The sequence below is a fragment of the Nonomuraea sp. B208 genome (assembly GCF_057536035.1).
The window spans coordinates 49,886-75,989 of the sequence record NZ_BAAJOU010000010.1 but is presented as its reverse complement, the minus strand read 5'-3'; the positions used below and the strand labels follow the sequence as shown (position 1 = coordinate 75,989).

The window sequence follows — 26,104 nt, the reverse complement described above, 5'->3', positions numbered from 1 at the left end:
CCCGCTACGCTGATCCGCGTGCCGCGACGTCTGATCTGCTCTCCGCCCCCCGCCCGCTAGCGGGCGGCCTCTCACGCGACATCCGGGTCCTGGCGATCCGGGGGTGGTTGCTGCCCGCGTACGGGCCCTTTTCCCACCACCTCCTCCGGAGAGCTCCTGTCATGACCCATGTCTCCGCCCGGCGGGGCGCCGTCTACGTGTCCGTGGCCGCCACCGCCTGGGGCACCGGCGGCGCGGCCGGTTCGCTGCTGTTCGAGACCGGCGGGCTCGGCCCCGTCGGCGTGTCCCTGTGGCGCTATCTCCTGGGCGCCGCCTTCCTGCTCCTCCTCGCTCCCCGTCCGGCCTCCCCTCGCCCGCTGAGCTGGCGGGTCCTGCCGATCGGGGCGGGGATGGCCCTCTACCAGACCGCGTACTTCGCGGCGATCGCCCACACCGGGGTGGCCGTGGCGACGGTCGTCACCATGGGCGCCACGCCCGTGTTCGCCGCGCTCGGCAGCCGCTTCCTGCTGCGTGAGCGGCTCGGCGGGTTCGCGCTCGGCGCGCTGGCCGCCGCGCTGGCCGGGCTGGTCCTGCTCACGGCGGGGACCGCGCGGGAGGCGGACGCCTCCGCGGCCGGGATCGGCTGGGCGCTGGCCTCGGCCGCCGGGTACGCCGGGGTGACCCTGCTGTCCCGGCTGTTCTCCCGGCGTCACCAGGACGACGCCGCGGCCACGGCGACCGGAGGGTTCGTCGTGGCCGCGGCGTGCCTGGCGCCGTTCGCGACGGCCGGCGACGTGCTGCCCGAGGTCAGCGTGACGTCGGTGGCGCTGCTGCTCTACCTGGGCGCGGTGCCGACGGCGCTGGCGTACGGGCTGTTCTTCCGCGCGCTGAGCGCGCTGCGCGCGACCACCGTCTCGGTCATCTCGCTGGGAGAGACGGTGGGCGCGGCGCTGCTCGGCGTGCTGCTGTTCGGTGAGCGGCTGACGCCGCTGGCCTGGTGCGGCTGCGCGTTGCTGCTGGCCGCCGTGGCGGTGCTCGCGGCCCGGCCGGAAGCGGGCTGAGCCACGGTGGGAGCGCTTGTGGCGGTCCGGGCCGCAACATGGGTTAAGGTCCGGTACGGCGGCGCGTGCCGTGCCGTCGCTGCGCTCCCACCCCGCCATCGGGGGAACGGTGTCGGCGAAGCGTGCGTTGGAGGAACTGTGGCCTCACTCAAGGGAATATTCAGGAACCTCCTGGACCGTCCGGGCGGCGTGCCCCTGACCCCCTATCAGAAGGTCGTCAAGGCGGCCGGCGAGCGCGCCGAGCGGATCAAGAAGCTCGACGAGCTGCCGCGGCCCGGGATGGACGACCTGGCCGAGTTCTGCGCCGTGGCGCGCGAGGCCGCCGACCGCACGCTGGGGCTGCGCCCATATGACGTGCAGCTCCTCGGGACGCTCGCGCTGCTCGACGGCAAGGTGGCCGAGATGGCGACCGGCGAGGGCAAGACCCTGTCGGGCGCGATGGCCGCCGCCGGCTACGCCCTCCAGGGCAAGCGGGTCCACGTGATCTCCGTCAACGACTACCTGGCCCGCCGCGACGCCGAGTGGATGGAGCCGTTCTACGCGGCGCTGGGCGTGAGCGTGGGCTGGATCGACCAGAACTCCACGCCGGAGGAGCGGCGGGCGGCGTACGCGAAGGACGTGACGTACGGGCCGGTCAGCGAGATCGGCTTCGACGTGCTGCGCGACCGGCTGCGCACCGACGCCGCCGAGATCATCGTGCCGGCCCCGGAGGTCGCGGTGATCGACGAGGCCGACTCGGTGCTCGTCGACGAGGCCCGCGTGCCGCTGGTGATGGCCGGCGCGGGCGACGCGGGCGACGCGGTGCCGGAGATGGCGGCGCTGGTCCGGCAGCTCGTCCGCGGCTACCACTACGAGATCGACGAGCAGGCCCGCAACGTCTACCTGACGCCCAAGGGCGCCGACAGCGTGGAGAACCTCCTCGGTGTCGAGCTCTACGACGAGAACGAGCCCGGCACGCTCATCGAGCTCAACCTCGCCCTGCACGCCCACGCGCTGCTGACCCGCGACGTCGACTACATCGTGCGCGACGGCAAGGTCCAGCTCATCAACCCCTCGCGCGGGCGGGTGGCGCTGCTCCAGCGCTGGCCCAACGGCCTCCAGGCGGCAGTCGAGGCCAAGGAGGCGCTGCCGCCGAGCGAGAAGGGCGAGATCCTCGACTCGATCACCGTGCAGGGCCTGATCCGCCGCTATCCGCAGATCTGCGGCATGACCGGCACCGCGGTCGCGGTGAGCGAGCAGCTCGGCGAGTTCTACGGGCTGAAGGTCGCGGTGATCCCGTCCAACCGGCCCTGCGTGCGCGAGGACGAGCCGGACCGCGTCTACCCGACCGTCCCCGACAAGGACGCGGCGCTGGTGGAGGAGATCCAGACGGCGCACGCCACCGGCCGGCCCATCCTCATCGGCACGCTCGACGTGGCCGAGTCGGAGAACCTCGCCAAGCTGCTGCAGCGGCGCGGCATGGAGCCGGTCGTGCTCAACGCCAAGAACGACGCCGAGGAGGCCGAGATCATCGCGCGAGCCGGCGAGCGCGGCGCGATCACGGTCTCGACCCAGATGGCCGGCCGCGGCACCGACATCCGTCTCGGCGAGGGCGTGGCCGAGCTGGGCGGCCTCTACGTCATCGGCTCGGGCCGGCACGCGAGCAGCCGCCTCGACGACCAGCTCCGCGGCCGGGCGGGACGCCAGGGCGACCCCGGTGCCTCGGTGTTCTTCGTCAGCATGACGGACGACCTGATCACGCAGTTCGTCCCCGACGAGCGGCCGCCCGCGGCCGACCCCGACGGGATCGTGCGGCACCGGCGCGGCGCCTACCTCGTGGGCCACGCCCAGCGCGTCGCCGAGGGCGTCAACCTGGAGATCCACCGCAACACCTGGCGCTACACCCGCCTGCTTGAGCAGCAGCGCGAGCTGATCCTGGAGTGGCGCGACAAGGTCCTGCACGGTGACGCCGCCTCCAGGGCGCTGGAGCAGGCCGATCCCGAGCGCTGGGCCGAACTGCCCGAGGACACCCGCGACGAGACCGCCAGGCAGATCGTGCTGCACGCCATCGACACGTGCTGGACCGAGCACCTGGCCTTCCTCCAGGACCTCCGCGAGGGCATCCACCTGCGGGCGCTGGGCCGGATGAGCCCGGTCGACGAGTTCCACCGCGAGGCCGTAGCCGAGTACAAATCGCTGCTGGCCGAAGTGGAGCGGCGCTCGCTGGAGGCGTTCGAGTCGCCGGAGCCGGATCTCAAGCGGCCCTCCGCGACCTGGACCTATCTCGTGCAGGACAATCCGTTCGGCACCGAATGGGACCGCATTCTGCGCCGGGTCAAGAACGCCACCCGCCACGGCTAATCCCCGAGTCTTTCAAGGCGAGGAAAAAGGATGTTATGGGGTCGCGGCTGAGGGCAGTGAGGGGCCATGGCTACTTTGCTCTGGATCATCGCAGTAATCCTCGTCATCGCCGGGATCTATGTGATCCTGGCCCGCCGCGACCTTCTCTGGGGGATCGTGCTCATCGTCCTCGGGTTCCTGGTCGGCCCGGGTGGCGTCAGCATCTTCAATGTCTAGGGGCGCAGGCCGCCCGCACATCCGTTCGGCAACGCCGCTGGGCCGATCTCCGAGACCGGTCCAGCGGCTCCATCTTGCCTGTTTGCTGAAATAAGAGCGCACGTTTTTCACCGGACGACGGCGAGGACGCCTTATGGCGCCCTCGCCGTCCGATACTCGGGTAATTCAGCAGTGGCCGTTCTCGCCCAGGCAGTAGACCGCGTACGCGCGGCCGATGACGGGCAGCGCCACGTTGCGCACCCGGATGCCGCCCGGCGTCATGCCCTTCTCGCTGCCCTTGTGCGCGTGCCCGTGCAGGATCAGGTCGGCGCCCGCCGTGTCGACCGCCTCGGCCAGCAGGTAGCTGCCGAGGAAGGGGTAGATCTCGTGGGGCTCGCCCTCCAGCGTCTCCTTGATGGGGGAGTAGTGCGAGAGCACCACCTTCAGGTCGGCGGTCATCTCCTTCAGCGCGACCTTCCACGCCTCGGCGATGTAGCGGGTGTGGGCCACGAAGTTCTTGATCTCGCGCTCGCCGAACTCGCTCGCGCACTTGCCCGCGTACCCGCCGCCGAAGCCCTTGCCGCCGACCACGCCCAGCTTGACCTCGCCGCACTGGATGACCACGCCGTCGTCGTGGAGGACGATGACGCCGGCGTCGCGGAGCGCCGCGGCGATCTCGTACTGGAGGTCGGAGTGGTAGTCGTGGTTGCCGAGCACGGCGATCGTGGGGATGGGCAGGCCGCGCAGCTCGTCGGCCACCAGCCGGCCCTCTTCGAGGGTGCCGTGCCGGGTGAGGTCGCCGGTGAGCATGAAGACGTCGGCCCGCTCCTCGATGCCCTCCAGGTGTTTCCGGTACTGGCCGCGGACGTCCTCGCCCAGGTGGATGTCTCCGACGGCCGCGATGCGCAGTTCAGTCAAGATGCTCGTCCTCCCCCGGCTCGGTGACCTCCACGACCATGATCTCGTTGTGCACGCGCAGGTCGGGTGCGGCCTCGTGCGCCACCAGGCCGAGCCGTTCGCGCTGCTCGGCCCCGCTCACCTGACCGCGCAGGAAGAGCTGGTCGCCGCGGATGTCCACGCGGATCCCCAGCTCGTGCGTGCGCCCGTCCTCGGCCAGCGCCGCCTGGACGCGGGCCGCGACGTACTGCGGAGCTTCCATCGTCTCTCCTCCTCGCTTTGTCGTCGCGTGCCCGTGCATTAACGCCTCAAACGGTACGAATAAGGTCAATGACCGCCCGTTCCACCGGTCCCGCCGTCGCGAGCTGCCCGAAGTCGGCGTCCGCGCCGAGCTCGGTCAGCGCCGCGCCGATGGTCCTGTCCTGGTCGTACGCCTCGATGACGCGCGGGTCCACGTACGACGCCCTGGCCACGGTGGGGGTGTTGCCCAGGTACTCGGAGACCTCCCGCATGACGCGGGTGACGGCTCTCTTCTTCTTCGTCGGCCCCGCCCTGCCGGCCGGACGGGACACCGCCAGCCCGACGGCCGCCAGCACCGTCGCGTGCCAGGTGCGGAAGTCCTTGGCCGTGACCTCGTAGCCGATGATCTCCTTGAGGTAGTCGTTGATGTCCTCGCTGCGCACGTCGGACCAGTCGCCGTCGCGGCGGTAGCGCAGCAGCTCGCCCTCCTTGGGGCCGGACCGCTTCAGCGAGCGCAGCACCGCGCACGCCCCCGGGTCGGCCACCTCGACCTCGCGCGGGATGTCGCCCTTGGCCTGGTAGGAGAAGACCACGTACCCCTTGTGAAAGCTCAGGTGCTCCATCCGCAGGGTGGCCAGGCCGTAGCTGTCGTAGCTCTCGCCGCCGATGCGGAAGAAGCCGATGTCCAGCAGCCGGGCCGCGGCGGCGAGGACCCGCTGCCGGGTCAGGCCGCGCCCCTGGAGCTGCTCGTCCACCGTCTTCCTGAACTCCGGCAGCCGCTCGGCCACCTCCAGCACCCGGTCGAACTTGGCCCGGTCCTGCTGCTCGCGCCACAGGTCGTGGTAGCGGTACTGGAGCCGCCCGGCCGCGTCGGTGCCGACGGCCTGCAGATGGCCGCGCGGGTCGGTGCAGATCCACACGTCCGTCCAGGCCGGAGGGATGGCGAGGGCCTTGATCCGGGCCAGTGTCTCGGCGTCGCGGACGGGCATGCCGTCGGGGTCGGCGTAGCTGAACCCGCGTCCCCGCCGTCGCCGGACGATCCCCGGCTCACTGTGATCGCTAGGACGCAGCTCGGGCACGACAGCCCGGCTACCCAGGACGTTAATGGGCAAACGACACGGGCAGAGGAGCGGGCATGGCTGATAAGGGAGAATGGCACGAGGAACGGTCCTCGCGCGGCCACGCCATGGTGCCGGCGACCCCGCGCGACGTGGTGCACATCCGGGTGGGCTCGTTCATTTTGGTGTTCCTGTTCGCCTTCACGGTGCTGGGACTCATCGCGCAGGCGCCGGTCATCACCGGCATCGCCGTCGCGCTCGCCGTGGTCACGGTCGTCGACATGATCTTCGCCGTACGACGTCAGAAGCAGGGCCGAGACGGAGAGGCGGGCTGATCGGTTCCATGGCATCACTACGCGGGCGGGTCGTCGTGGTGACGGGCGCGAGCGGCGGCGTGGGCCGCGCGGTCGTGCGCGAGCTGGGCAAACAGGGCGCGAAGGTGGCGCTGCTGGCGCGTGGGACGACCGGGCTGGGCGCGGCCGCGGTCGACGTGGGCGCGGCGGGCGGCGTCGGCCAGGTCTACGAGACCGACATGGCGGACTACGAGCAGGTACGCGCGGCGGCCGAGCGCATCGAGACGGAGATGGGCCCCATCTCGGTCTGGATCAACACGGCCTTCTCCACCGTCTTCGGCCGCTTCACCGACATCTCGCCGGAGGAGTACGAGCGGACCACCCAGGTCACCTACCTCGGATACGTGTGGGGCACGAAGGTGGCGCTGGACCTCATGGGCCCGCGCAACCAGGGCGCGATCGTGCAGGTGGGCTCGGCGCTGGCGCAGCGCTCCATCCCGCTGCAGTCGGCGTACTGCGGGGCCAAGCACGCGATCCAGGGCTTCACCGAGTCGGTCCGCACCGAGCTGCTGGCCGACGGGAGCAATGTCAGGATCACCGTGGTCCAGCTCCCGGCGGTCAACACCCCGCAGTTCGAGTGGGTGCTGAGCAAGCTGCGCAAGCACCCCCAGCCGGTGCCGCCGATCTACCAGCCGGAGGTCGCGGCCAGGGCGGTCGTGTTCGCGGCCGAGCATCCGGAGCGCAAGGAATACTGGGTGGGCGGCATGACCGCCGCGACCCTCATGGCGCAGCGGGTGGCGCCCGCGCTGGTCGACCGCTACCTGGCGCGGACCGGCATCCAGTCGCAGCAGACCGACGAGAAGCCGCCGAGCGGCGTGTCCAACCTGTGGGAGCCGGCCGACGACGACACCGACTACGGCGCGCACGGCACGTTCGACCGGCGCTCGACCACGCGCAGCCCGCAGCTCTGGCTGTCGCAGCACCGCCGCCCGGTCCTGATGGGGCTGGCCGGAGGCGCGGCGGCGGCGGGCGCGCTGGCACTGCTGCGCCGCAGGTAAGCGGCTCACAGGTCCAGATTTTTCCTCCCCAGAGGGATGAAAGCACACCCCATGATCGGTTCGCCGATCGCCAGGGATGGCGCGCGATTGCCACCATATGCTCACAGGACGGCGGGACCCCGGCCCGGGACGGGTCCGGGGTCCCTTCATGCGAGCGCGAAGGCGGGAGCGCGTGAACGCAGCGACGGAGCCGCCGGGCGGCGGGGACGGCCTCTGGAGCCGGATGGCCGGGACGAGAGCCGAGCTCCTTGAGCTCAGGAACGAGGTCAGCCACGGGCTCACGGCGCTCGGCCGGCAGGTCGGCGAGCTGACCCGGCAGGCCGAGGAGCATCTGGAGCCGGCCCGTCACGAGGTGCTGGGCAAGCTGGACGCGCTGCGCCGCGAGCTGGCCGAGCTGGGGCTGAAGGCGGGCGGGCCCCCGGACGAGCAGCGGTGAGCGGGCAGAGTCGAACAGGCGGAGAGGTCGAACAGGCGGAGAGCTGGACCGGCGCGGGCCCCCGTCCGCATCGGGGCCCGCGCCGGGGCTCATCGTGGGGGAAGCCTGGGGCTACTCGGCCGACTTCATGAGTTTGGCGTAGGCGAGCTGGAGCCAGTCCGACACCGCCACCGCCGTCATCGTCGCGCCGATGAGCCGGGTCGCCTTCGGCGCGACGACCAGCCCGGCGGCGTACCCGGTCGCCACCCACTGCGCCAGGCAGAACGGGCACGCCAGCAGCTCGCCGAGCGCGCCCCGAGGGCTCTCCTGCACCTCGGCGGGCCCGCCCTGGCCCTCGTACCGGGTGAAGGGGGCGCGGATGGGGCTGGTGACGGGGTCCTTGGCGATGCGCCGGGACACCTTGTGCGTGCACGCCGCCATGAGCGCGAGGTCCAGGACGCCGATCCGGTCGGGGACGCGCCGGTTCGCCAGGCCGGCCACCGCGGCCGCGACGGCCACCGTGCCGCCGTACGCGGCGAGGATGCCGAGGTAACCGCGGAGCGGACGATTCTGCCCGCCGTCATAGGCCCTTTGCGTCTTCTCCAGGATTTCCGTCATAGGGCCTGTGACTACCCTGCAAGGACCGCATCCAACGTCTACTTGACCATCCGCTGGGTAGCCCGAACCTATGAGCAGCCACGGTCACGAGGTCACCGACGCCATCCTCGACACCTTGAAGCGCGCCAGCTCCGGGCTCAAGGACGCCGGGGTCAAGTTCGCGCTGGCCGGAGGTTGCGCCGCTTACGCCCGAGGCGCCGCCCCCTCCCTCCATGATGTCGATTTCGTCCTCACCGAGCACGACGTGCCGGCCGCCCTGGACGCGCTGCGCCAGCTCGGTTTCCAGACGGCCAAGCCTCCGGAGGACTGGCTGGTCAAGGCCTACGACGAGGGCCGGCTGGTGGATCTGATCTTCCGTGTGTCCGATCTCGACATCACCGAGGAGCTGCTCGACCGGGCCGAGCCGCTGAAGGCGTCGGCCGTGATCGTGCCCGTGCTGGAGGCCACCGACCTGGTGATCTCGTGGCTGCTGCCGCTGTCGGAGCACGCCTGCGACTACGGGGCGCTGCTGGCCCAGGTGCGCGCGCTGCGCGAGCAGGTGGACTGGCCGCGGGTGGCCGCCGTGACGGAGGACTCCCCGTACGCGGCCACGTTCATCACCCTGCTGGAGCGGCTCGGCGTGCTCAACGGCCCGGTCGAGCCCTCCGGCGACTCCAAGTGGCCCTGACGCCCGCCCGCGCACGGCGTTAACGCGGCCGACGCGGGTAGACGGGGCGGAACCCGTCTCCGAGGAGGTCAAGATGCCCGAGCGCGATCTTCAATACCTGGCCGAGCTGGCCGCGCAACTACGCGTCGACTCCGTCCGCGCCGCCGCGGCCGCCGGCTCCGGCCATCCGACCTCGTCGATGTCCGCGGCCGACCTCATGGCGGTGCTGTTCGCCTGCCACCTGCGTTACGACTTCGCCGACCCCGGCAACCCGGCCAACGACCACCTGATCTTCTCCAAGGGGCACGCCTCCCCCCTCCTCTACTCCCTCTACAAGGCGGCCGGCGCCATCGACGACGAGGAGCTGCTGACCTTCCGCAGGCGTGGCAGCCGGTTGGAGGGGCACCCCACCCCCCGCCTGCCCTGGGTGGACGTCGCCACGGGCTCCCTGGGCCAGGGGCTTCCCGTCGGCGTGGGGGTGGCGCTGGCCGCGCGGATGGAACGGCTGCCGTACCGGGTGTGGGTGCTGTGCGGCGACAGCGAGCTGGCCGAGGGGTCGATATGGGAGGCCGCCGAGCACGCCGGCGACGAGGGCCTGGCCAACCTCACCGTCATCGTGGACGTCAACCGGCTCGGCCAGCGCGGCCCCACCCGGCACGGCTGGGACACCGGGGCCTACGCCCGCAGGTTCGGCGCGTTCGGCTGGCACACGATCGAGATCGACGGGCACGATCCCGGGCAGATCGATTTCGCGTTGTCCGACGCCTCCAACACCCGCAGGCGCCCCACCGTCATCCTGGCGAAGACCCGCAAGGGCGAGGGCGTGCTGGAGGTGGAGAACCGCGAGGGCGCGCACGGCAAGGCGCTGAAGGATCCCGGCAAGGCCGTCGAGGAGCTGGGCGGCGTCCGTGACCTGCGGGTCGAGGTGCACGTGCCGGACGAGGCCCCGGCGCCGTTCCGCTTCGAGGACGGGCCGCTGGAGTTGCCGGCGTACAAGGTCGGCGAGGCGGTGGCCACGCGGACGGCGTACGGGGAGGCGCTGGCGGCGCTCGGCGCGGCCAGGGGCGACGTGGTGGCCCTGGACGGCGAGGTGGGCGACTCGACCAAGACCGAGCTGTTCGCCGAGGCGTTCCCCGAGCGCTTCTTCCAGATGTACATCGCCGAGCAGCAGCTCGTCGCCGCCGCGGTCGGGCTGCAGGTGCGCGGGTGGAGGCCGTACGCGGCCACGTTCGCCGCGTTCCTGACCAGGGCCTACGACTTCATCAGGATGGCCGGCGTGAGCGGGGCCTCGATCCGGCTGGTCGGCTCGCACGCGGGCGTGGCCATCGGCGAGGACGGGCCGTCCCAGATGGGGCTGGAGGACCTCGCCATGATGCGGCCCGTGCACGGCAGCACCGTGCTCTACCCCTGCGACGCCAACCAGGCGGCGGCCCTGGTCGCCGAGATGGCCGACCTGGAGGGCGTGTCCTACCTGCGCACCACGCGCGGCGCCACGCCGGTGATCTACGAGCCGGGCGAGCGCTTCCCCGTGGGCGGCTCGCGGGTGCTGCGCCGCTCGGCGGAGGACCGGGCCACGATCGTCGCGGCCGGGGTGACCGTCCACGAGGCGCTGGCGGCGGCCGACGAGCTGGCCGCGGCCGACGTCCCGGTCGGGGTGATCGACCTGTACTCGATCAAGCCGGTCGACGCGGCCGCGCTGGCCGAGGCGGCCACCACCACCGGCAACCTGATCACGGTCGAGGACCACCGGCTGGAGGGCGGGCTCGGCGACGCCGTGCTGGAGGCCGTCAGCGAGCTCGGGCCCCGCGTGGTCCAGCTCGGGGTGACCGGGCTGCCCGCCTCGGCGACGCCGGAGGAACAACTGGCCGACGCACGCATTGACCGCCGCGCCATAGTCGCGGCGGTCAAGCGGCTGTTGTGATCAGGCCCGGTGGGGGGAAGGTCACCGCGACTTCGCGGTGGCCTTCCTGTTGGCCTTCTTGATGGCGTCGACCAGTTCCTTCTTGTTCATCCTGGATCGGCCGGGCACGCCCAGCCGCTTCGCCACGTCCTGCAGATGCTCCTTGCTGGCGTTGGCGTCCACGCCTTCGGCCGTGCGGCCGGAGCGGTCCTTCGCGCCCTGGTCGGACGGGCCCTTCTCGGACTTCGGCTCCCAGTGGTCGCCGACCTTCTCGAAGGAGTGCTTCAACGCGGCGAACGCGGTCATGTGAGCGCGCCTGCCCTCTCCGTACTCCTCCACGGCGCTGTCGTGCGCCTTGATCCAGGTGCGCTGCGCCTTCTTCGGCGAACGCTTGATCGTCGACGGCAGCTCTTCGACTCCCGGCATTTCCTGTCACCTCCTACAGGGGCGGCTCGTCGTAGCGGCGGCGTTCCTCGTACACGGTGGTGCGGCGGGTCTCCGGCTCAGCGACGATGTCGTGACGGTGCACCGGCTCGTCGATCGGACCGACCGCCCTGCGGGTCACGGTGATCCGGTAGATTCCGAACAGGAGACCGACCAGACCGCCGAGCATGAGGATGACCCCCACCACGTTGATGTCGAGACCGGCGAGGTCGAACTCGACGGCCCAGGTGAGGATCGCGCCGAGCATGATGAGGATGATGCTTCCGGCGATGGTCATCTGATTTACCTCCTTGACACGAGGAACTTCTATCCACATGTCGAAAAACAAACCAGTCGTGGTGATCGGGCTGATGGGATCGGGTAAGACCACCGCCGGTCGCCTCATCGCGGACGCCCTCCACCTCCCCCTGAGTGACAGCGACCCCTTCCTGCGGACCCGCCACGGCGGCACCGCCAAAGAGATCGTCGCCCGCGAGGGCGCCGACGCCCTCCACCGCTACGAGGCCCAGCACGTCCTGATCGAGCTGGCCGGCGAGCCCAAGGTGATCGCGGCGGCCGCCAGCACCGTCGAGGACCCCGAGGTGCGCCGGGCGCTGCGCGAGGTGTTCGTGGTGTGGGTGGACGCCGACGACGCCGTGCTCGCCGAGCGCATGAAGTCGAGCGACCACCGCCCCGGCTTCGACCCCAAGGTCATGCGGGCCCGGCGCGAGCCCTATTTCAAGGAGATCGCCGACGTGCGCTGCGACGTGGGCGTCCTGCGGCCGGAGCAGGTGCGCGACGAGGTGCTGAGGGAGTTGCGCTCGCGCGGCCTGGCATAATGATCATGACACATGGGCCCCCCGAGGCGCGCGGGGGGCCTGTGGCGTCCCTCTCGTCAACCATCCACGCGCGCCACGCATCTAAACGCTAGTGAGTATGCGCTTGGTGCCCGGCGACCCCGAACGGCTTGGCGGCTTCTGGCTGGCGGGCCGGCTCGGCGCGGGCGGGCGCGGGGTCGTCTACGACGCCTACGACGACGACGGCCGCCGCCACGTCGTCACCGTGCCGCGCGGCGAGGCCCCCGGCCGGCGCTACGAGCGGGTCTCGTGTCCCCGGCTGGCCGAGGTGGTCGCGGTCGGCGTGGACGGCCGGGTCCCCTACGTGGTCGCCGAATTCGTCGACGGCCCCGACCTGCGGCGCGCGGTCGAGCTGCACGGCCCGTACGCGGGCGAGGAGCTGCTCGCGCTGGCCGACGCCCTCGGCGAGGCGCTGGAGGCGCTGCACGCGGCGGGCCTGACGCACCGCGGGCTCAACCCGGAGAGCGTGCTGCTGGCGGCCGACGGCCCCAAGGTCATCGAGCTGGGGCTGCCCGCCGCCGGCACCGTGGACGGCACCTTCACCTACCTCGCGCCCGAGACGCTGACCTGCGGGGAGGCGGGGGCGGCGGCCGACGTGTTCGCGTGGGGCGCGGTGGTGCTCTTCGCGGCCACCGGGCACGACCCGTTCGCCGGGGGGAGCCTCGGCGGGGTGATGCACCGGCTGCTGACCGTCGATCCCGACCTGGACGTCCTGCCCGAGGGGCTGCGTGAGCTGGTCGGGAGCGCGCTGGCCAAGGACCCGGCCGAGCGGCCCGAGGCGTCCCGGCTGCGGACCGGCGCGTCCGTGGTGCTGCGCCCGCCGGAGGGGCACGTCGGGCCGCGGTCGCTCGGGGAGCGGGCGGAGGAGGCGTACCAGTCGCTCACCCCCGCCCAGCAGGAGCAGGTGCCCAGCCTGCTGCTGCGGCTGCTTGACGGCGAGAGCCCGCACGACGAGGGGGACGTGCTGGGCCCGCTCCTGGCCGCCGGGCTGGTGGTGCGGCGCAGCGTGCGCGTGCCGCCCGCGGAGACCCCCGTAGGGAAGCTGGTGGCGGTCGGCGACGGGCGGGTGGCCCCGGCCAGCGCCGCGCTCTACCGGGCCTGGCCCCGGTTGCGCGGCTGGGTGGCCGACGAGCGCGAGAGCCTGCACGTGCTGCGGAGCATCCGCGAGGCCGCCGGGCGCTGGTCGGCGCACCGGCGCGGGCGCGGCCACCTGCTGCGCGGCGAGGCGCTCGACACCGCGCTCGGCTGGGCCGCCGTCAAACGCCGCCACCTGCGGCTGAGCCAGCTCGAACGGGACTTCATCGCGGGCAGCGTCGCCCTGTCCAAGCAGCGCAGGCGGCTGCTGGTGCCGGGGCTCGGCGTGGCCGCCGGGGTGCTGGCCGTCGCGGTGTCGATGGCGGTGGTGTCCGTGCTGGGGCAGCACGAGCTGCGCGGGCGGCTCGTCGAGGCGAACGCGCGGGCGGTGGCGGCGCGGGCGGAGGCGCTCCGGTCGTCGGACCCGCGCACCGCGATGCGGCTGAGCGTGGCCGCCTGGCGGCTGTCGCCGGTGTTCGAGGCGCGGGCCGCGTTGCAGGCCTCGCTCGTCCAGCCGGAGCTGGGCGTCTTCACCGATCCCGCGCCCGACTCGCGGGCCCGCTACCTGCTGCGCGGGGACGAGCTCGTCAAGAGGGACGCCGACGGCGTGACCGTTTGGGACGTCGTCGCCGGGCGGCAGACCGCCCGCCACGCGCTGCCGCCGGGCAACCCGGCGCTGAGCGAGGACGGGCGCTTCGCCGAGGGCGTGGACGGGCGGCCGTTCGAGCTCGCCACCGGCCGCACGCCGGGCGACGCCGCCGTGTACGTGATCAGCCGCGGCGACCGCACCCGCGTGTACCGGGGCGGGCGGGTGCTGCTGGAGGTCACCGGCCGCGAGGTGGCGCTGTCCCCGGACGGGGCGCGGGCGGCGCTCTCGCTCCCGGACGGGCGGGTGGAGCTGTGGGAGCTGGCGGGACACATCCGTACGGCCACCGTCACGGTCCGGCCGCCCCGGACCCCGGAGCCGGCGGCGCCGCCGATGGCGTTCAGCCCGGACGGGCGGCTGCTCGCGGTCGCGGGACGGGCCGGCGTCACCCTCGTGGACACCCGCAGCTCCGTCACCGGCCCCCTCCCCCCACACCCCGCCCCCGACGTCACCGCCTCCCTACCCCCGGCCCCCGGCCCCGTCGGCCCCCTGACCAGGAACGCGACCCCCATCGGCCCCCTGACCAGGAACGCGCCCCCCAGCGACCCACCGACCAGGGACGCGACCCCCAGCGAACCACCGACCAGGCACGCGCCCCCCAGCGACCCACCGACCAGGCACGCGCCCCCCAGCGACCCACCGACCAGGGACGCGACCCCTACCGGCCCGCTGCCCGCGGACGCGGCCCCGTCCGCCTCCGCGACCCCGGAAGCCACCTCCTCCCTCACCTCCACGCTCACGGCGGAGTCCGGGGCCGGGGGTGGGCGCGTGGAGAGGCCGGAGGGCCCGGTGGGCGGGGCTGCCCCGTCCGGGCCACCCGTCTTCAGCCCCGACGGCCGCCTGCTCGCCCTCCCCGGCGCCGGCGAAGTGCGGGTCTGGAACGTCGCGGAGCGCCGCCTGTCCGGCTCCTACCCCCTCCGCGACCCCCAGCCCGGCCTCACCTTCTCCGCCGACGGCCACTGCCTGCGCTACCTGAGCGGCACCGGCTCGGTGGTCTCGCTGGACGTCTCCGGCCTGCCGGTCCCGTCAGGGGCGCGCGAGGCGGCGGCGTTCTCCGGCAACGGCAAGGTGGCCGCCAAGGCGGTCGGCGACGCGATCGAGGTCACCGACACCGAGGACCGTACGAAAGTGGGCAGGATCGCGGCCGACGGCGACCTGGCGTTCGACGCGAGCGGCCGGCTGCTGGCCGTCGCCGGCGACCCGGTGACCGTCTGGCAGGTGCCGGGCGGCGAGCTGGTCAGCTCCGTCGACGCGGGCGGCGACGTCCTGGCCGTGGCCCTCTCCCCCAAGGGCGACCTGCTGGCCACGGCGCGCGGCCGCACCCTGGAGACGTGGGAGGTGCGGACGGGCCGCCGCGTCAGGGTCTACGAGGGCGCGGGCGACCTGGCGCTCGCGTTCAGCCCGGACGGCGCGACACTGGCCGCCGGCTCCACGCTCCTCGACCTGCGCAGCGGCCGGGTCACCCTGCTGGACCTGCGGACCGGCGGGGCCACGTCGGACGCGCCGGTGCCGACCGCGCTCGCCTACTCCCCCGACGGCCGCACGCTGGCGTTCGGCCTGGACGGCGGCCGGGTGCTGCTCTGGGACACCCGCGAGCGCGAGCGCGTCGGCACGATCGACACGGGCACCTCGGCCGTCGGCGCGCTGCGCTTCTCCCCCAAGGGCGACCTGCTCGCCGTCGAGGCGGCCCGTACGACGCTCTGGGACGTCCGCACGCTGCGCGAGGTCGGGCAGGTCGCCTCGTGGACGTCCGGGCTCGCCTTCAGCCCCGACGGCAAGCGGCTGCGCGGCGTGGCGCTGGACGGCACCGTACGCGAGAGCCCCGTGGACCCGGCGCTGGCCGCGCGGGAGGTGTGCGACCGGGCGGGCGGGTCGCTGAGCCGGGCCGAGTGGTCGCGGCTCATCCCGGAGAGCGGCTACCGGGACGTGTGCTGACCCGCGCCGGGGTCAGTCGTGCGGGTAGAGCCTCAGCACCTTGCCCTTGACGTCGGCGACCAGGTAGCCGCCACGTTGGTGGTCGTCGCTGACGTACACGCGCAGGATCGGGCGGGGGTTGGCGGAGAAGGTGTCGGGACCCACGATCACGTAGCGGGACGTGATCTTCTTGACGCCGAGGTCCTTCTCGGCCTTCCTCAGCAGGGCCGGCAGGGCGTTCCAGCCGTATTTGTCCAGGTCGACGATGGGGTCGTTGATCTCCCTGCCGAAGCCGGGTGACAGAGTGACCTTGCCGCCGCGGTAGTCGTAGGAGTCGGAGACCTCCGGGTCGTCCTTGTTCGGGGCCTGGATGACGGCGTAGGTCGGGTAGACCACCATCTCGGCGACCTTGCCGCCGCCGATCGCCGGCTTCAGCTTGGCGATCATGGCCCGCATTCCGTCGGGGGTGAGCAGGTTCTCCTGCGCGGGCTCGGCCTCGCCGGTCGAGGTCTGCTCGGGGGTGGTCTGCTCGGCGTCCTCGCTCGCCTGCGGGGAAAGGGCCTGTGTGGTGGGCCCGGTGTTGCCGACGGCGTCGTCGAGCGGGAGGAACCGCCAGGCCAGGACGCCCGTCACCACCACGGCCGCCATCGTGGCCGCGCCGATCGCGTTGCGGACGCCGCGGCCGGAACGCCGGGAGCGCACGGTGTCCTTCTCCGACACGGGCCTCGCGCCGTACGGCGGCGGCGTGGCGGCGTAGCCGTACGGTAAGCCGCCCTGCCCGGGACCGGTGGCGACCTGGGGCGGCCCCACCGGCCCCGGCTGGGGAGGAACGGCAGGACCGGGCGCACCGGCGGCCGTGGCCAGCATGCGGTCCAGCACGTCCGGGTGCGGGCGGGCGCGCGGGTCGCTCTGGAGCAGGGCCTGGAGCACCGGGGTCAGCGCCCCGGCCCGCTCCGCCGGCGGCACCGGCTGGTTGAGCACGGCGGCCAGCGTCGCCAGCGGCGTGGCCCGGCGCATCGGGTGCCGTCCCTCGACGGCGACGTACAGGAGCATGCCGAGCGACCACAGGTCGGAGGCCGGATCCCCTTCGTGGCCGTTGATGCGCTCGGGCGCCATGTACTCGGGCGAGCCGATGAACGATCCCGTCGCCGTCAGGCTCGTGGACTCGCGTACGGCCGCGATGCCGAAGTCGGTGAGCACCGACCCGCCGTCCTCGCGCAACAGCACGTTGGCGGGCTTGACGTCGCGGTGCTGGATGCCGACGGCGTGCGCGGCCCGCAGCGCGGACAGCACCTCCCGCCCGAGCCTCGCCGCCTCGGCGGGCGTCATGGGGCCGCGCTGGAGGCGGTCCTGCAGGGAGCCGCCGGTGACCAGCTCCATCACCAGCCACGGATAGGTGTGCTCGCCGGGATCGACGATGTGGTGGATGGTGACCACGTGCGGGTGGTTGAGCCGGGCCAGCGCGCGGGCCTCGCGCAGGACGCGGGCGCGCAGCTCGGCCGCCGCCGCGGGGTCGCGCGCGTCGTCGTATGCGGGGTCGGGCGGGCGGACCTCCTTGAGCGCGACCTCCCGGTGCAGGGCCACGTCGCGGGCCCGCCACACCAGGCCCATGCCCCCGCCGCCGAGCCGCTCCAGCAGCTCGAAACGGCCGTCGATCACCCGATTCTGCATGAGGAGCAGCGTAGGGCCGCCACGCTCCTCCCGTCATCACGCCTCCGTCGTCCGGGCCCCGCGTCCGCATCGCCGGACGCGGGGAGAATTCACTTAGAGGAAAGGAGTCATTGCGGCCTGTGATCGACACCGATTGCCCCTACCTTTGTGCTCATGGATCCCCTCATCAGCCGCCGGGCGCTCAACCGGGCCACGCTGGACCGCCAGCTCCTGCTGAGCCGCACCGACCGCGGCGTGGTCGACGTGGTCGAGCACCTCGCCGGGCTGCAGGCGCAGACCCCGCACACCTGGTACACCGGCCTGTGGAACAGGATCGCCGGCTTCGACCCGGTGGCGGCCGGGGACCTGCTGCTCAAACGCGAGCTGGTCCGCATCGCGTTGCAACGGTCCACGATCCACCTGGTCAGCGCCCGCGACTGCCTGGCGATGCGGCCGCTGCTGCAGCCGGTCACGACGCGCATGACGCGCAGCGTGTTCGGCAAGCGGCTGTCGGGGGTCGATCTGGACAAGCTGGCCGAGGCCGGGCGCGAGCTGCTCGCGTCGCGGCCGATGACCTTCGCCGAGCTGGGACGCGAGCTCGCCGCGCGCTGGCCGGAGGCCGACCCGCACGCGCTCGGCCAGGGCGTGCGCTCGCTGGTGCCGCTGGTGCAGGTGCCGCCCCGCGGCGTGTGGGGCCGCAGCGGGCCGGTCGCCCACGCCGACGCCGAGTCGTGGCTCCGCTTCCGCACCACGCCGATGGCGGCGGGCGAGCTGGTCGAGCGCTACCTGGCGGCGTTCGGGCCGGCCTCGGTCATGGACATGCAGACCTGGTCGGGGCTGACCCGGCTGTCGGAGGTCGTGGAGACGCTCGACCTCAGGCGCTTCGGCGACGGGTCCGGCCGCGTCCTGTACGACCTGCCGGACGCCCCCCGCCCGCCGGAGGACGTCCCCGCGCCGGTGCGGCTGATGTACGACTTCGACAACCTGTTCCTGTCGTACGCCGACCGCTCGCGGGTCATCAGCGACCTCGGCGGGGCCGTGCTGACCCGCTTCTCGGGGACGAACGTCCAGCCCCGGATGATCCTGGTCGACGGCTTCACCGTCGGCGACTGGACGTACCGCCGCGCCCAGGGCGTCGCGACGCTCAACGTGCACGCCTGGCAGCCGATCAAGGAGCGGGACGAGGTCGAGAAGGAGGCGCTGGCGCTGCTGGCCTTCCTCGCGCCCGGCGACGAGCACGAGGTGGCCTTCTTCAACGCCTCCTCCATGGGCTGATCAGGCGTCGGAGGCGGCCGAGAGCTCGGCCGTCCGCTCCACCTCGGCGATCTGCTCGTCGGTGACGACGAGGCTGCCGAACTGCTTGACCGCCTGGTAGTACGTCCAGGCGAGCCCGTCGCAGGTCGTCTTGGAGACCCCGGAATACCCGGCGCACACCTGCCGCAGGTCGTAGTAGAAGGCGTCGTCGATCCGCGGCTTGTTCGCCGGGAACTGGCTCACGGACTTGTAGTTGCGATAGCCGAAGTCGTGCCGGCGGCAGGGCATGCGGAAGTCGAAGCCGAGCGGCTGGTCGGGGCTGCTCGAGCACAGGTCGGTGGACCAGTCGAAGGCGTAGTCGGCCCAGGCCGCCTGGTTCTCCCAGGCGGAGCGCCACGCGACGGCGCTCGGCGTCGTGGGCTGGCTGAACCCGGAGAGCGCGGCGAGCTTCTGCTCCAGCGTCACCGCGTGGGCGGGCAGCCCGTACACGGTGGTCAGGGAGATCGCGGCGAAAAAGAGCGTGGCGAGGCAACGTCGGACCATGGGAATCTGCTTCTCCTGCCGGGAAACGTGAGGACTCGATCAGATTCGCGTGACGTCCTTACGATGAAGGGGAAAACCGGGTAACGCAGAAGCAGAAAGTGCTCAATTTCCCCACCGTGATTGACGGAACGTCGCCCTTTACAAAAATGCCGTTCCGTGGTCAAGCAGGTAGGTCAGATTTCGTGCAGGCGGCGGATCACGGCCTGTTTGGCGGAGGCGAATTCCTCGTCCGTCAACACGCCCGCGCGGTGCAGCTCGCCGAGCTCGGCGAGGCGGCGCAGAACGGCGTCGTGCGCGTCGCCACCGGGCGGCGGGGCCGGCGGCAGCTCGGGCGGCTCCTTCGGCAGGTCGCGCGGCAGGCGGGCCAGCACCGCCGCGGCCACCAGGGCGGTCGCCCCGCCGAAGCGCTGGATGCCCCACGACACGCAGCGCAGGTCCTTCTGCGGCGGCTGCGCCGGGCCCTCGCCCTTGATGCGGAAACGCAGCGTGCCATAGCCCATGCCGGACTGCGGCTTCCACTCCACGCCGGTCACCGCCGACAGCGGGTATTCCTGCGGCCCCGCCTTCTCCTTCTCCGACGCGGCGAAGCCGGTCCACTCCAGGCGCACCCGCTCGCCGTCGAAGATCACCGTGCCGTCGCCCGCGGTGGCCGAGATGGGGACGTCGGGGCCGGGCAGCAGGTATTCCTCGCAGGGGCCGGCGGGCTGCTGATAGATCTCCAGCGTGTCGCGCACCTCGTCGGCGAAGTATTCGGCCGCGCCGGCGCGGGCCTTCGGCACCGCGAGCCGGTAGGGGTCCGCGGGCGGCCCGAGCGTGCCCGCCACCGCGTCGGAGAGCGGATCGGCCCCCTTGCGCAGCCGCAGCCGCAGGTGACCGCCCTTGCGGGCAGGCTCGAACGTCACCCCCGCGATCGCCTCGCGCGGCACGGTGACCGCGCCCAGCGTGCGGCGGAGCTCGTGCACCTCCTTGCCGCTGCCGGGCACCACGCGCAGGAGGTCACCGTCGAACGTCCATGACCCGTCGGGGATCGCGATCTCGGCCATGTCCACAGCCTAGGTCAACGCCCGCGGCGACGATCACGACAAAGCGTCCGCCGTGAGCGCCGACCCGCCCGCCGCTCACGCCGCTACGCGCCCCCCGGCCGCCCACGCCGGCACGCGCCTCCCGGCCGCCCACGTCGGCACGCGCCTCCCGGCCGCCCACGCCGGCACGCGCCTCCCGGCCGCTCACGCCGCTACGCACCTCCCGACCACTCACGCCGGCACGCGCGCCTCCCTGGCGACCCTGGCCAGCCAGCCGGCGGCCTCGCCGGCGGGCAGGATCCGGCGCAGGCGCACGTCCGGCCGCATCAGCGGGTAGATCCGGCCGGCGCGCCACGACCGCTCCTCGTACGTGGGCCGGTCCAGGACGAGCACGCGTACCCCGGCCACGCGGGGGATGTCGGCCGGGCGGCCCTCGTCCCAGATCCGCCCACCACGGCCGTCCAGCAGGGCGAACGAGCCCCGCACCGTGGGCGCGGCCGGGTCCGCCGGCCCGTCGGTCGCGGCCCGCACCCACGCCGGGTCCGGCCGCACCCCCTCCAGCAGGCCCTCGGCCTCCGGCCCGCTCAGCACGTCGGCGAGCAGCGTGTGGAGCTGGGCGTTGTCGCCGATCCCGCCGATCACGACCTCGTAGCCGCGCCCGGTGGGCCGGTGCAGCACGATCAGCCGCTCGTCGTCGAGCACGCGCAGCAGCCCGGCCAGGAACTCCAGGTCGGGCCGCTCGTCCAGCACCGTCCCGAGGGCGGCGATCAGCCGCTCGCGGCCCGGCAGCGCGTGCCGCAGCCGGGGCGAGAGCTGCAGGATCGACAGCACGGGCAGGCTCCGCAGGTGCGCCATCGACCAGGCGTCCGCCAGCTCCACCGCGGCCTCGCGGGTGAGCGGCGCGGCGGCCAGCCGGTCGGCCGCGGCCTCGGTCCAGTCGTGGTCGTCGGCCACCGGCTCGGGCGGCGCCTCGCCGGTCGCCGTACGCCAGTGGGCCGCGAACGTGCCGGCCAGCTCCAGGCAGTCGGCCAGCTCGGCGACCAGCGGCGCGGCCACGGGCTCGGGATCGCCGCCCAGCTCGGCCAGCGCGCCGCAGAGCACGCCCAGGCGGGCGCCGATGCGTACGGGGACCCGCTCGAAGAGGTCCCCGAGCCGCGCGAGGACGGCCGACAACGCCGGCTCGTCGGCGGATCGGGCGGCGGCGTACAGCCGGGGCAGGGTGTCGAGGAGACGAAGAGGGTTCCGGTCGGCCGCGGCGCGGTGAAGTTCGTCGGAGAGTTGATCGAGCATTGCGGAAGGCTATGACATCAAGGGTGACGTACGTCGCTCTTTCGGGGTTGAGCCGGTTACGAGCAGCGGACGATCCGGTTGCCGCCGAAACGACCCCATCCCGACTACGGGGACGTAGGCCAGAATTTGGGCGAGCTCAGCGCAGGATCGATCACCCGCAGCCGACTCGCCGCCGTGGGATCGACGCCCCGTAAAGTGATCAGGCGTGGTCCGCCGGCTTCTTCCAGCACCGCCAGCGCGCTCGGCAATCCAGCGGCGACCGTCGCGATCGCGGCCCCCATCCCGACCAGACCAGGGTGCTTGTGCGGGTATTCGATCCGGTGAATGCCAGAGGCGGCGATGGCGGCCACTTCCCGCGGTCGCTGCATCTGGCGGCCGTCGTTGGTGAGGACCGCCTGGAACCCCTCGGCCGCGGCTCGCGGATACAGGGTCTCGTCGCGGGTGCCCGACCAGCCAGGAAGATCCAACAGGTGGACGATGTCGTGGTTCAGTACGAAGCTCGTCAGGACCTGGTGCAGCGGGCGGGGGACGTTCTCATCCAGCAGCAGCCGCACGCTGCTCCCTGGAGGGCTCGTAACTGTCGACGTAGTCGGCGAAGTCGGCGGCGTCCAACGCCGCGGTGGCCGACACGCTCGGGTAGTAGTCCGCGATCCGCTCGGCCGGAACGCCGTCCCGCAGCAGCGCCGCGATCTCGTCGTACGGCACGCGGGTCCCTTCGATCACCGGCATCCCACCGCGGACCGCCGGATCGACCGTGACGTGCTCCCGGGGACGTAGCAGGTCCGGAATATGCCGTCCGTCACGGTAGAACGGCCGAAGCACCTCGACCATGTCATGGATGACGACGTTGGCCCTGCGATGCACCAGATCGGTGGCCTGGCCCTGCTCGACCAAGTAGATCGTCGAACCGTCGGTAACCAACCGGTAGGCCGACAGATGCTCCCGCTCCTGCAGGTCGTCGCGGAGCGTGTCCAACGCCCGGCGAATCTTCTGCAGGGACGCGTCGTTGCGCAGCTTCACACACGTGCGCAACGCCACCAGATCACGGAACGAATACAGCACCGGACGCACCGGCGAGACCTCAGGCACCAGCACCGCGCCACGGCCGGAACCGGCCTTACGCCAGTGCGCGAGCTGACGAAGCGTGGCGCCCGACAACGCCGCCGCCAGTTTCGGACTGTAGGGCACCCACGTCACCTCCCTCGCCTGACATGACCCCCCTCATCATGGCAAACATCCCCGAGGTTCACCGACCATCACTCCGGCTTGATCGGAAGGCGGCTCATAAAAAATCAGGCCCGTCTTCCACGTGGAAGACGGGCCTGATCTGAGATGGTGCGCCGCCAGGGACTCGAACCCCGGACCCGCTGATTAAGAGTCAGCTGCTCTGACCAACTGAGCTAGCGGCGCAACACGAGTAACTGTATCAGCCGCCGAGCGGTGCCCGCACATCAACCGAGGCGGGCGGCCAGCCTCCCGTACGCGCCGATCATCAGGTCCCAGAAGCGCGGCACGTCCAGCGCGGTCGCCACCAGGGCGTTCGCCTGGCGGCCCGTCACGGCGAAGTCCGTCACGGTCATGCCGCGGGTGTGGATGCCGGCCGTCTCGACGTTCACGACGGCGGGGACGCAGGTGAACAGCGACGGGTCCAGCACGTACGCGACCGCGCACGCGTCGTGGATGGCCGGCCCGTCGTCGTCCGTGACCTCCTTGTACGACTGCGCCCCCGGCACCAGCAGCTCCGCCAGCCGCCCGAGCGGGCGCATCCGGTCGAGCACGGCGGTGTCGACCACGGCCGACAGGGTCACGTCGAGGCCCACCATCGTGACGGTCCACCCGGCCTCGAACACGATCGCGGCCGCCTCCGGGTCGGCGAGCATGTTGAACTCGGCGGCCGGGGTGTGGTTGCCGCGCGTGTAGGAGCCGCCCATGATGACGATGTCGCGGGCCCACTCGACGACGCGGGGCTCCTTGCGTACGGCGAGGGCGAGGTTCGTCAGCGGGCCCACGCCCACCAGCGTGATCTCGCCGGGGGCGGCGCGCAGCGCGTCCACGATGAAGTCGACCGCGTGACCGGGCGACGGGCCGCGCAGCGGTGCGGGCAGCACCACGGTCCCGAGCCCGCTGGTCCCGTGGACGGTGGCCCGTACGGTGTGCCGCAGCAGCGCGCCGGCGCTGCCCGGCGTCACCGGCACGTCCCCGAGGTCCAGGAACTCCCGCAGCGCCAGCGCGTTCGCCGTGGTCAGGGAGAGGTCCACGTTGCCGCCCACCGTCGTGACGCCCACCAGGTCGAGGGCGTCGCGGGAGCCGGCGATGAGGGCGAGGGCGAGTGCGTCGTCGATGCCGGGGTCGCAGTCGATCAGAACTTTCTTCACGTAACGGGAGGATACGCACCCGGGCGCGCTCGGCGCCCGGGTGCGGGCATGGATCGGGCCGGGCAGTTCCCCCAAATCTGCCCGGCCCGATCGGTGGCGGTCCAGGCCGGTGTCTTCCCCCAAAAACACCGGCGGTCCCGCACTTGCGGCTCGCGGTCCCCCTCCGCGTCCGCTTCGGTGAAGGTCGGTCGGCCAGAAACCCAGTGCTGTGCTCCTGACCTGCTATAACGCTACCGAGACGAATGCAACGGTCGCGTCATAACGGGGTCGAATATCTGTTTAATCCGACTCAGGAAGCTCCCGACTAGGGCAGCTCCAGCCGAACCTCCGTGCCGTCCTGGAGCGACGTGCTCACCGTGCAGTACTTCTCGTGCACCCGCCCGGCCACCGCGCGGAACACCTCGCCGGCCGCCTCCGACGGCAGCTCCACGTCGTAGGTCACCGTCACCGGGCCCAGTCTGTTGGACTCCACCTTCTGCGCCTCCACCGTCATCGCCAGCCGCACCAGCCGGTGCCCGCGCTGAGCGGTGAGCGGCTCGACGGTGACGATGTTGCAACCGCCCACCGCCGCCAGCAGCAGCTCCACGGGCGTGAACGCCCCTTCGTCGTCGCCGCCGCCGATCCGCACCTCTGCCCCACGGGCGTTGGTGGCCCGGAATCCGCCGTCCTCGGTCCGTTCGACCCACACGTTAGCCATGTTTCAGACACTACTCAGAAAGCTTTCATGTTCGTTCAGCACCGTGGAGACATGGCAAGCCAGGCGCACGCTCATCATCACGGTCCCGTCCTGTTCTGGTGCGGTGTCGCGGTCGCCGAGCTCGGCGCGATCCAGCCGGGGCCCGGTCTCCTCTGGCGGCCCACGGCGTACGTGGCCGCCGCGCTGCTCGTCGCGATCGGCTTCCTCACCGCCGAGGCCGCGGAACGGCTCAGCAGCCCGCGGGCCAGGCAACGGCTGCTGCTCGCCAGCTATCTCTCCGGCGCGCTGCTGGTCGCCCAGCAGGCCGGCGCGTTCACCGGGACGGCCGGCCCCGTCCAGGCCGGCTCGCTCCTGCTGTACGTCGTGGCCGCGGTGGCGGCGCTCCACGGCCACACGCCCTCCCGCGCCACCACCAAGGGCACCCTGCTGATCGCCACCGGCCTCGACGCCGGCGCGCTGCGGGCCCGGCTCGACGGCGGCACAGGCGGCGACCTCGGCGGCGACGGGGCCGGTGACGCCGACACGATCGCGATCTACCGTACCGACCGGGTCACCGACGAGCTGCGCGACCTCGCGGCCCGGCACCGGCTCGTGCTCGTCGAGGGCGCCGAGCACGACCCGCGCGCCAAGGAGCGGATCAGCGCCTCGGGGCTGGCCCGCGAGATTCCCGACCTCGCCGAGCGGGACGTCGTGGTGGCCGGTCCCCGGCCGTTCCAGCGCTATGTCGGGGGCGCGCTGTCCCGCCTGGCCGTGCCCCGGTCACAGATCCGGTTCACCTCGCGGCTGAAGGCGCGGCCCGCACTCGGCGCCGAGCTGCCGCCGCTCCCGATGGACGAGGAGGCGAGGTGACCGTTCTCCCGTGAAGGACGCTAGGCGTCGGGGTGTTCGCGCAGATAGCTCAGGTACACCGGGCGCAGCGCCTCGCCCAGCTCGCCTTCCCCGGCCGCGATGGCGTCCGCCAGCAGCGCCGACACCTTGGTCAGATCGGCGTCCGTCTCGTGACCGGAGGCGGCCTCCGCCGCCGGGATGACCTTCAGCAGTTCCCACAGGAACCCCAGATCGCCATGACGCACGGCGTAGCGCACCGCGCGCTCGTGCAACTCGTGTGCCGGCAGAGATTCGAGCCCGTTCGCGTTCATCTCGCTCCTTCCCCCGCCCGCCCCTTCCCCTCGCGGGGGCGGCGATAACCGATCAGCGACCATCAAGCCGGGCACGTAGTCACCGGCAGCCCCTATCGCGGTGCCGAGCGCAAAGTGGGAGTATCAACCAGCGTGAAGTTCATCATCCGAACCCTCGCGGCGGCGGTGGCCCTCTGGGTGGCCGTCCAGTTCATCCCCGGCATCGACGTCAACACCCCCGCCAACTCGGCACAGTACTGGGGCGTCCTGCTGCTCGTGGCGCTGATCTTCGGCGTCGTCAACGCCATCGTCAAGCCGATCGTGAAGGCGCTCGGCTGCGCGATCATCGCCCTCACCCTCGGGCTGTTCCTGCTCGTGATCAACGCGGCCATGCTGCTGCTGACGAGCTGGATCTCCGGCCAGCTCGGCATCCCCTTCCATGTGGAGGACTTCTACCCGTCGGCGTTCTGGGGCGCGATCATCGTCAGCCTGGTGAGCTGGCTGCTCGGGCTGATCCTTCCCGACGGCGACTGACCCTCCG

28 protein-coding genes and 1 tRNA gene are annotated in these 26,104 nt (G+C 72.4%); 13 read left to right on the top strand and 16 right to left on the bottom strand.

Annotated features, from left to right (window positions below; all coding sequences use genetic code 11):
* Positions 1 to 161 precede the first annotated feature (161 nt).
* From AC27IY_RS05900 to AC27IY_RS05890, 3 genes are all read left to right on the top strand, one after another.
* Entirely contained in the window at positions 162 to 1,040 is an 879-nt protein-coding gene (locus AC27IY_RS05900) for a DMT family transporter (RefSeq protein ID WP_487177327.1), read from the top strand.
* 138 nt (positions 1,041 to 1,178) lie between these two features.
* Positions 1,179 to 3,380: an accessory Sec system translocase SecA2 gene (gene secA2 / locus AC27IY_RS05895; RefSeq protein ID WP_487177326.1), complete on the top strand. Its 2,202-nt coding sequence runs from the start codon at positions 1,179 to 1,181 to the stop codon at positions 3,378 to 3,380.
* 66 nt (positions 3,381 to 3,446) lie between these two features.
* Positions 3,447 to 3,596 carry a GPGG-motif small membrane protein gene (locus AC27IY_RS05890; protein ID WP_020543887.1) on the top strand — a complete coding sequence of 50 codons (150 nt, stop codon included), beginning with the start codon at positions 3,447 to 3,449 and terminating at the stop codon, positions 3,594 to 3,596.
* A gap of 165 nt (positions 3,597 to 3,761) precedes the next feature.
* Here AC27IY_RS05890 and AC27IY_RS05885 read toward each other — a convergent pair whose 3' ends face one another.
* The 3 genes from AC27IY_RS05885 to AC27IY_RS05875 are packed head-to-tail and all read right to left on the bottom strand — an operon-like array spanning position 3,762 to position 5,791.
* Complete coding sequence (locus AC27IY_RS05885) at positions 3,762 to 4,493, bottom strand: metallophosphoesterase family protein (protein WP_364453816.1); 732 nt, start codon at positions 4,491 to 4,493, stop codon at positions 3,762 to 3,764.
* A complete protein-coding gene (locus AC27IY_RS05880; protein ID WP_329590726.1) occupies positions 4,486 to 4,734 on the bottom strand; it encodes a BON domain-containing protein in 249 nt (82 codons plus the stop codon). Before AC27IY_RS05880 ends, AC27IY_RS05885 begins: the two co-directional genes overlap by 8 nt.
* A 46-nt stretch (positions 4,735 to 4,780) precedes the next feature.
* Positions 4,781 to 5,791 carry a DNA topoisomerase IB gene (locus tag AC27IY_RS05875; RefSeq protein WP_423446331.1) on the bottom strand — a complete coding sequence of 337 codons (1,011 nt, stop codon included), beginning with the start codon at positions 5,789 to 5,791 and terminating at the stop codon, positions 4,781 to 4,783.
* A gap of 56 nt (positions 5,792 to 5,847) precedes the next feature.
* On the opposite strand from AC27IY_RS05875, the gene AC27IY_RS05870 reads away from it, so the two are divergent.
* The 3 genes from AC27IY_RS05870 to AC27IY_RS05860 all read left to right on the top strand — a co-directional run bounded on the left by AC27IY_RS05870 (position 5,848) and on the right by AC27IY_RS05860 (position 7,557).
* Positions 5,848 to 6,105, top strand: a complete 258-nt coding sequence (locus AC27IY_RS05870) for a hypothetical protein (RefSeq protein WP_344206563.1) — start codon at positions 5,848 to 5,850, stop codon at positions 6,103 to 6,105.
* Positions 6,106 to 6,113: 8 nt separating this feature from the next.
* Complete coding sequence (locus AC27IY_RS05865; protein WP_487177325.1) at positions 6,114 to 7,121, top strand: SDR family oxidoreductase; 1,008 nt, start codon at positions 6,114 to 6,116, stop codon at positions 7,119 to 7,121.
* Positions 7,122 to 7,293: 172 nt separating this feature from the next.
* Complete coding sequence (locus AC27IY_RS05860) at positions 7,294 to 7,557, top strand: hypothetical protein (RefSeq protein WP_344206561.1); 264 nt, start codon at positions 7,294 to 7,296, stop codon at positions 7,555 to 7,557.
* A 111-nt stretch (positions 7,558 to 7,668) separates the two neighbouring features.
* Here the strand turns inward: AC27IY_RS05860 and AC27IY_RS05855 are convergent, their stop codons facing one another.
* On the bottom strand, positions 7,669 to 8,154 hold the full coding sequence (locus tag AC27IY_RS05855; RefSeq protein WP_423446334.1) for a DUF1360 domain-containing protein: 486 nt from the start codon (positions 8,152 to 8,154) through the stop codon (positions 7,669 to 7,671).
* Between the two features lie 70 nt (positions 8,155 to 8,224).
* Here AC27IY_RS05855 and AC27IY_RS05850 point away from each other — a divergent pair, with 70 nt between their 5' ends.
* Together AC27IY_RS05850 and AC27IY_RS05845 are read left to right on the top strand one after the other, a co-directional pair.
* Positions 8,225 to 8,821 carry a nucleotidyltransferase gene (locus AC27IY_RS05850; protein ID WP_344206559.1) on the top strand — a complete coding sequence of 199 codons (597 nt, stop codon included), beginning with the start codon at positions 8,225 to 8,227 and terminating at the stop codon, positions 8,819 to 8,821.
* A gap of 73 nt (positions 8,822 to 8,894) precedes the next feature.
* Positions 8,895 to 10,721 (top strand): transketolase, encoded by a 1,827-nt coding sequence (locus tag AC27IY_RS05845; protein ID WP_487177324.1) that lies wholly within the window; start codon positions 8,895 to 8,897, stop codon positions 10,719 to 10,721.
* Between the two features lie 21 nt (positions 10,722 to 10,742).
* Here the strand turns inward: AC27IY_RS05845 and AC27IY_RS05840 are convergent, their stop codons facing one another.
* Together AC27IY_RS05840 and AC27IY_RS05835 are read right to left on the bottom strand one after the other, a co-directional pair.
* Positions 10,743 to 11,126, bottom strand: coding sequence for a ChaB family protein (locus AC27IY_RS05840; RefSeq protein ID WP_423446336.1), 384 nt, complete (start codon positions 11,124 to 11,126; stop codon positions 10,743 to 10,745).
* Between the two features lie 13 nt (positions 11,127 to 11,139).
* Positions 11,140 to 11,421, bottom strand: coding sequence for a hypothetical protein (locus AC27IY_RS05835; RefSeq protein WP_020543898.1), 282 nt, complete (start codon positions 11,419 to 11,421; stop codon positions 11,140 to 11,142).
* 37 nt (positions 11,422 to 11,458) lie between these two features.
* Between AC27IY_RS05835 and AC27IY_RS05830 the strand changes: the two genes are divergently transcribed.
* Both AC27IY_RS05830 and AC27IY_RS05825 read left to right on the top strand, forming a co-directional pair.
* On the top strand, positions 11,459 to 11,962 hold the full coding sequence (locus AC27IY_RS05830; protein ID WP_364453837.1) for a shikimate kinase: 504 nt from the start codon (positions 11,459 to 11,461) through the stop codon (positions 11,960 to 11,962).
* Positions 11,963 to 12,059: 97 nt separating this feature from the next.
* Entirely contained in the window at positions 12,060 to 15,635 is a 3,576-nt protein-coding gene (locus AC27IY_RS05825) for a protein kinase domain-containing protein (RefSeq protein ID WP_487177323.1), read from the top strand.
* Between the two features lie 12 nt (positions 15,636 to 15,647).
* Here the strand turns inward: AC27IY_RS05825 and AC27IY_RS05820 are convergent, their stop codons facing one another.
* A complete protein-coding gene (locus AC27IY_RS05820) occupies positions 15,648 to 17,285 on the bottom strand; it encodes a serine/threonine-protein kinase (protein ID WP_487177322.1) in 1,638 nt (545 codons plus the stop codon).
* Positions 17,286 to 17,438: 153 nt separating this feature from the next.
* On the opposite strand from AC27IY_RS05820, the gene AC27IY_RS05815 reads away from it, so the two are divergent.
* A complete protein-coding gene (locus AC27IY_RS05815) occupies positions 17,439 to 18,539 on the top strand; it encodes a winged helix DNA-binding domain-containing protein (protein ID WP_371252870.1) in 1,101 nt (366 codons plus the stop codon).
* On the opposite strand, the gene AC27IY_RS05810 is transcribed toward AC27IY_RS05815, so the two are convergent.
* The 8 genes from AC27IY_RS05810 to AC27IY_RS05775 form a co-directional block, all read right to left on the bottom strand.
* Positions 18,540 to 19,061: a phospholipase gene (locus AC27IY_RS05810; RefSeq protein ID WP_364453848.1), complete on the bottom strand. Its 522-nt coding sequence runs from the start codon at positions 19,059 to 19,061 to the stop codon at positions 18,540 to 18,542.
* Positions 19,062 to 19,234: 173 nt separating this feature from the next.
* Entirely contained in the window at positions 19,235 to 20,104 is an 870-nt protein-coding gene (locus AC27IY_RS05805; protein WP_487177321.1) for a DUF4429 domain-containing protein, read from the bottom strand.
* Positions 20,105 to 20,314: 210 nt separating this feature from the next.
* Entirely contained in the window at positions 20,315 to 21,373 is a 1,059-nt protein-coding gene (locus AC27IY_RS05800; protein WP_487177320.1) for a hypothetical protein, read from the bottom strand.
* Between the two features lie 104 nt (positions 21,374 to 21,477).
* Entirely contained in the window at positions 21,478 to 21,927 is a 450-nt protein-coding gene (locus AC27IY_RS05795) for a PIN-like domain-containing protein (RefSeq protein ID WP_449953616.1), read from the bottom strand.
* Positions 21,908 to 22,561: a DUF433 domain-containing protein gene (locus AC27IY_RS05790; protein ID WP_487177319.1), complete on the bottom strand. Its 654-nt coding sequence runs from the start codon at positions 22,559 to 22,561 to the stop codon at positions 21,908 to 21,910. The genes AC27IY_RS05795 and AC27IY_RS05790 overlap by 20 nt, the downstream gene beginning before the upstream one ends.
* 145 nt (positions 22,562 to 22,706) lie before the next feature.
* Positions 22,707 to 22,783 (bottom strand) — tRNA-Lys (locus tag AC27IY_RS05785).
* A 41-nt stretch (positions 22,784 to 22,824) separates the two neighbouring features.
* Entirely contained in the window at positions 22,825 to 23,748 is a 924-nt protein-coding gene (locus tag AC27IY_RS05780) for a nucleoside hydrolase (protein WP_423475329.1), read from the bottom strand.
* A 304-nt stretch (positions 23,749 to 24,052) separates the two neighbouring features.
* Entirely contained in the window at positions 24,053 to 24,445 is a 393-nt protein-coding gene (locus tag AC27IY_RS05775; protein WP_344206547.1) for an OsmC family protein, read from the bottom strand.
* A gap of 51 nt (positions 24,446 to 24,496) precedes the next feature.
* On the opposite strand from AC27IY_RS05775, the gene AC27IY_RS05770 reads away from it, so the two are divergent.
* A complete protein-coding gene (locus tag AC27IY_RS05770; RefSeq protein ID WP_487177318.1) occupies positions 24,497 to 25,294 on the top strand; it encodes a hypothetical protein in 798 nt (265 codons plus the stop codon).
* A 20-nt stretch (positions 25,295 to 25,314) separates the two neighbouring features.
* On the opposite strand, the gene AC27IY_RS05765 is transcribed toward AC27IY_RS05770, so the two are convergent.
* Positions 25,315 to 25,584: a hypothetical protein gene (locus AC27IY_RS05765; protein WP_091078274.1), complete on the bottom strand. Its 270-nt coding sequence runs from the start codon at positions 25,582 to 25,584 to the stop codon at positions 25,315 to 25,317.
* Between the two features lie 132 nt (positions 25,585 to 25,716).
* Here AC27IY_RS05765 and AC27IY_RS05760 point away from each other — a divergent pair, with 132 nt between their 5' ends.
* The gene (locus tag AC27IY_RS05760) at positions 25,717 to 26,097 is read left to right on the top strand and encodes a phage holin family protein (RefSeq protein ID WP_344206545.1); all 381 of its coding nucleotides are present in this window, start codon (positions 25,717 to 25,719) and stop codon (positions 26,095 to 26,097) included.
* Positions 26,098 to 26,104: the final 7 nt, after the last annotated feature.

Excerpts from the sequence above, each read along its gene's own strand:
- AC27IY_RS05900 (WP_487177327.1), top strand. The coding sequence starts at position 162 with ATGACCCATGTCTCCGCCCGGCGGGGCGCCGTCTACGTGTCCGTGGCC.
- AC27IY_RS05890 (WP_020543887.1), top strand. The coding sequence starts at position 3,447 with ATGGCTACTTTGCTCTGGATCATCGCAGTAATCCTCGTCATCGCCGGG.
- AC27IY_RS05880 (WP_329590726.1), bottom strand. The coding sequence starts at position 4,734 with ATGGAAGCTCCGCAGTACGTCGCGGCCCGCGTCCAGGCGGCGCTGGCC.
- AC27IY_RS05870 (WP_344206563.1), top strand. The coding sequence starts at position 5,848 with ATGGCTGATAAGGGAGAATGGCACGAGGAACGGTCCTCGCGCGGCCAC.
- AC27IY_RS05865 (WP_487177325.1), top strand. The coding sequence starts at position 6,114 with ATGGCATCACTACGCGGGCGGGTCGTCGTGGTGACGGGCGCGAGCGGC.
- AC27IY_RS05855 (WP_423446334.1), bottom strand. The coding sequence starts at position 8,154 with ATGACGGAAATCCTGGAGAAGACGCAAAGGGCCTATGACGGCGGGCAG.
- AC27IY_RS05850 (WP_344206559.1), top strand. The coding sequence starts at position 8,225 with ATGAGCAGCCACGGTCACGAGGTCACCGACGCCATCCTCGACACCTTG.
- AC27IY_RS05845 (WP_487177324.1), top strand. The coding sequence starts at position 8,895 with ATGCCCGAGCGCGATCTTCAATACCTGGCCGAGCTGGCCGCGCAACTA.
- AC27IY_RS05840 (WP_423446336.1), bottom strand. The coding sequence starts at position 11,126 with ATGCCGGGAGTCGAAGAGCTGCCGTCGACGATCAAGCGTTCGCCGAAG.
- AC27IY_RS05835 (WP_020543898.1), bottom strand. The coding sequence starts at position 11,421 with ATGACCATCGCCGGAAGCATCATCCTCATCATGCTCGGCGCGATCCTC.
- AC27IY_RS05830 (WP_364453837.1), top strand. The coding sequence starts at position 11,459 with ATGTCGAAAAACAAACCAGTCGTGGTGATCGGGCTGATGGGATCGGGT.
- AC27IY_RS05825 (WP_487177323.1), top strand. The coding sequence starts at position 12,060 with ATGCGCTTGGTGCCCGGCGACCCCGAACGGCTTGGCGGCTTCTGGCTG.
- AC27IY_RS05820 (WP_487177322.1), bottom strand. The coding sequence starts at position 17,285 with ATGCAGAATCGGGTGATCGACGGCCGTTTCGAGCTGCTGGAGCGGCTC.
- AC27IY_RS05815 (WP_371252870.1), top strand. The coding sequence starts at position 17,439 with ATGGATCCCCTCATCAGCCGCCGGGCGCTCAACCGGGCCACGCTGGAC.
- AC27IY_RS05810 (WP_364453848.1), bottom strand. The coding sequence starts at position 19,061 with ATGGTCCGACGTTGCCTCGCCACGCTCTTTTTCGCCGCGATCTCCCTG.
- AC27IY_RS05805 (WP_487177321.1), bottom strand. The coding sequence starts at position 20,104 with ATGGCCGAGATCGCGATCCCCGACGGGTCATGGACGTTCGACGGTGAC.
- AC27IY_RS05800 (WP_487177320.1), bottom strand. The coding sequence starts at position 21,373 with ATGCTCGATCAACTCTCCGACGAACTTCACCGCGCCGCGGCCGACCGG.
- AC27IY_RS05775 (WP_344206547.1), bottom strand. The coding sequence starts at position 24,445 with ATGGCTAACGTGTGGGTCGAACGGACCGAGGACGGCGGATTCCGGGCC.
- AC27IY_RS05770 (WP_487177318.1), top strand. The coding sequence starts at position 24,497 with ATGGCAAGCCAGGCGCACGCTCATCATCACGGTCCCGTCCTGTTCTGG.
- AC27IY_RS05765 (WP_091078274.1), bottom strand. The coding sequence starts at position 25,584 with ATGAACGCGAACGGGCTCGAATCTCTGCCGGCACACGAGTTGCACGAG.